The organism is Terrisporobacter sp., assembly GCF_017888745.1.
Classification (GTDB): domain Bacteria; phylum Bacillota; class Clostridia; order Peptostreptococcales; family Peptostreptococcaceae; genus Terrisporobacter.
Genome location: NZ_JAGHFM010000230.1, coordinates 1 through 3,620, shown reverse-complemented (window position 1 = coordinate 3,620; position 3,620 = coordinate 1). Strand labels below are relative to the sequence as shown.

At 24.6% G+C, this 3,620-nt stretch carries 3 protein-coding genes; all 3 read left to right on the top strand.

The genetic code is table 11. From position 1 onward, the window contains the following. Positions 1–905, top strand: a 905-nt coding sequence (locus J7G74_RS10860; protein WP_297135176.1) for an AraC family transcriptional regulator, incomplete at its 5' end; no start/stop codon positions are given. A gap of 152 nt (positions 906–1,057) precedes the next feature. Next, the gene (locus J7G74_RS10855) at positions 1,058–2,200 is read left to right on the top strand and encodes a 5-bromo-4-chloroindolyl phosphate hydrolysis family protein (RefSeq protein ID WP_297135173.1); all 1,143 of its coding nucleotides are present in this window, start codon (positions 1,058–1,060) and stop codon (positions 2,198–2,200) included. A gap of 27 nt (positions 2,201–2,227) precedes the next feature. Then, positions 2,228–3,376, top strand: coding sequence for a toxic anion resistance protein (locus J7G74_RS10850; protein WP_297135170.1), 1,149 nt, complete (start codon positions 2,228–2,230; stop codon positions 3,374–3,376). Positions 3,377–3,620 lie beyond the last annotated feature (244 nt).

Genomic DNA, 3,620 nt, shown 5'->3' with positions numbered 1-3,620 from the left:
GGAAAGCTATGCAGGCTAATAATATTATTAATAATAAAAATAAAAAAGAAGTAACACAACACAGTTCATTTGAATTTCCAATTACAATATATAAAACTAAGATAAGTGAAAATATTTTGGGATATATTGATTGGCACTGGCATGAAGAATTGCAATTTTGTATTGTAACAAAAGGTAATATTAATTTTAATGTTGATGGAGACTCAATAATTTTATCTGAAGGAGAAGGTATATTTATAAATGCAAGACAATTACACCAGGCAAAAAGTTATAAGGGAAGTGATTGTTCTTATATATGTCTAGCTTTTCATTCAGATTTTATATCTAGCTTCACAGGAAGTATCATAAATAGAAAATATATACAACCTTATATAGATAATTCTAGGATTAATTATTGTATTTTGAAAAATGATATTGAATGGAAATCCGTTATACTAAATAATATTTTAAAAATTTATGAAGAGTATAATAAGAAAGAAATGGGGTTTGAATTACAGATATTTATATTATTAATAGAGGTATGGAATATTTTAATAAAATCGTATTTTGTATCATTTCTTAATGATAATGTTAGAAACAATAGTTCACATATAAAAAATATAATTAGTTATATATGTGATCATTATATGGAAAAAATTGAACTTAATGATTTAGCAAAAGAAGTTAATTTATCTAAAAGTACTTGTTGTCGTGAATTTAAAAAATATATGAATTGTACTATTTTTGAATATATTATTAATTACCGCTTATTAGTAAGTTCAGATTTATTAATTACAACTAATGACTCGATTTCGGATATAGCTTATCAGTGTGGATTTGGTAGTACTAGTTATTTTATCGAAAGATTTAAAATGAAAACAGGAATATCACCATCTGTTTATAGAAAACAAAAAATGAATTGTTGATAAGATAGTATTGTTAATAGTATATATTCATTTTAAGTTATCAGTTACAATTAGCTAAATTATAAGATATAATAAACTTAAAATATTAACATAACATTATAGTATATATCTACACTTATGTTAATTATAAAAAATAATCTGGAGGCAAGATAATGAATAAAAAGGATTTTTCTGATTTAGAAGATCAAATTATGTCTACAGTTAGCAATGCACTTAAAGCAATAGATTTTGCTAATTTGAAAAGAGATATTAACGATAAAACTGAGGATACCTTAAATCAATTTAAATCAAAGTTTAATCAATATAGTGAAAAATATATGAGTTTAAATAAAAAAGCTAAAAATGATGTATCAACATACATTAGTAAAAGACCAGCTGGAAGTATATCGGGAATACTTTATATAGTATTTGGAGCTACTGGAAGTATAATTTATGGTTTTTCAGTGTTGTCATTTCTAATAGCTAATACATTCTTTAGTAGTATTATTATCGGTGGCAATTTTATTCTTGGAGTTTTAATTTCATTTTTTATAGTAAGTTTAGGTTTATTATTAAGAGGAATAAATTTAAGAAAAAGATTAAAGCGCTTTAAGAAGTATGTAAGATTTATTGACGACAATAGTTATTTCTTAATTAAAGACTTAGCAAAATTTGCTAAAGAGAAAGAGAGTTTTGTTGTTAAAGACCTAAATAAAATGATTGATTTAGGTATGTTTTTAGAAGGTCATATAGACGAAGAAAAAACTTATTTTATGTTAAATGATGAAGTTTATGGTGACTATTTAAATTTAAAAAAGGCACAAATGTATAAAGAAAGTAATAAGGAAAGATTAAAAGAAGAAATAGATAATTCAGGAAGAGGAGAAATCGAATCTACAATTAAAATAGGAAGAAATTATATTGAACAAATAAAAACGGTAAGAAATGAGCTTTATAGAGAAGAAATAGCTACAAAGTTAGATAAATTAGGAAACATTGCAAATCAAATCATTTGTTATGTTGAAAAAAATCCTAAAAAGATACAAGAAGTTAATAAATTTATAAATCATTATCTTCCTATTACTATAAAATTAATTAACTCATATAAAGAGATAAATAATCAATTAGTTCAAGGCGACAATATAGAAAATGCTAAAAGTGAAATTGAAAAGAGTATTGATCTTATTAATAAAGCTTTTGAAAATTTATTAGATGATTTGTTTGAAGACGCTGTTTTAGATATTTCTACAGATATTTCTGTTCTTAAAACATTATTTAAACAAGAGGGATTAGCAGAAGATGATTTTACAAAGTAAGTTTTAAATAAAAAGGAGGAATTAAAAATGAGTGATGAATTCAAAAGAGAATTTACTGATATAAAACCAGAATTAACTTTTCAACCATTTCAAGATGAAGTTCTTGATGTAAAAGTAAAAGAAGAAAAAATAGAAGAAGAGATAATTGATGAAATTCAATTTACAGAAGAAGAAAAAATAATGATTGATCAATTTGTAGATAAAATAGAGATAAATAATTCAAATTCTATTTTACAATATGGGGTAGGTGCTCAAAAAAAAATATCTGATTTTTCACAGTCAGCATTGAATAATGTAAAAACTAAAGATTTAGGTGAAATTGGGGAAATATTATCTAATGTAGTTCATGAATTAAAGAACTTTGAAGAATACGAGGAGAAAAAAGGAATTTTAGGCTTCTTTAAAAAAGGCAAAGATAAGATTTCCCAAATGAAAATAAAATATGAAAATGTAGATAATAATATAGCTAAAATGTGTAATGTTCTAGAATCGTATCAAATACAGCTTTTAAAAGATATTGCTATGCTAGATAAGATGTATGAAATAAATAAAGTATATTTTAAAGAGCTTTCTATGTATATTTTAGCTGGAAAAAAGAAACTTCAAAAACTAGAAAAGGAAGAACTTCCTAAATTGCAAGAAAAAGCAAAAAATAGTGGGAATCCTCAGGATGCTCAAGAATTAAATGATTTTGTGGCCCTTTGCAATCGCTTTGAAAAGAAAATTCACGATTTAGAATTAACTAAAATGATTTCTTTACAAATGGCTCCTCAAATTCGTTTAATTCAAAATAATGATTCATTAATGTCTGAAAAAATACAATCTACAATTATAAATACTATTCCGCTTTGGAAAAATCAAATGGTTTTATCACTTGGAGTTGCTCATGCTGCTGATGCAGCTAGAGTTCAAAGGGAAGTAACAGATATGACAAATGAACTTTTACGTAAAAATGCAGAAATATTAAAAACTTCAACTATAGAAACTGCAAAAGAATGTGAAAGAGGTATTGTTGATATTGAAACACTTAGAGCTACGAATGAGTCATTAATTTCAACTCTTGATGAAATACTTAATATACAAACAGAAGGACGTCAAAAACGTAGGGAAGCTGAAGTAGAATTAAGAAATATTGAAAATCAATTAAAAAATAAGATTTTAGATTTTAAATATTAGTATATATTTAGATTATATAAATATAAGTCAAGAAAATAGTTATTTAATATGAATATAGATTATTGAATTTTAAAGAATATGTATTGCTATTAACAAGTGTAGGTATATATACCTCACTTGATTCTGATATGGGGAACCCATTATCAAATTAAGTAGCTAATCTATATATAAAATCTAGTTACTGGGTGTGACTAATTTATCCAGTTGGCTTAAGATATACGGGATGATATATGTTGACCTTGAT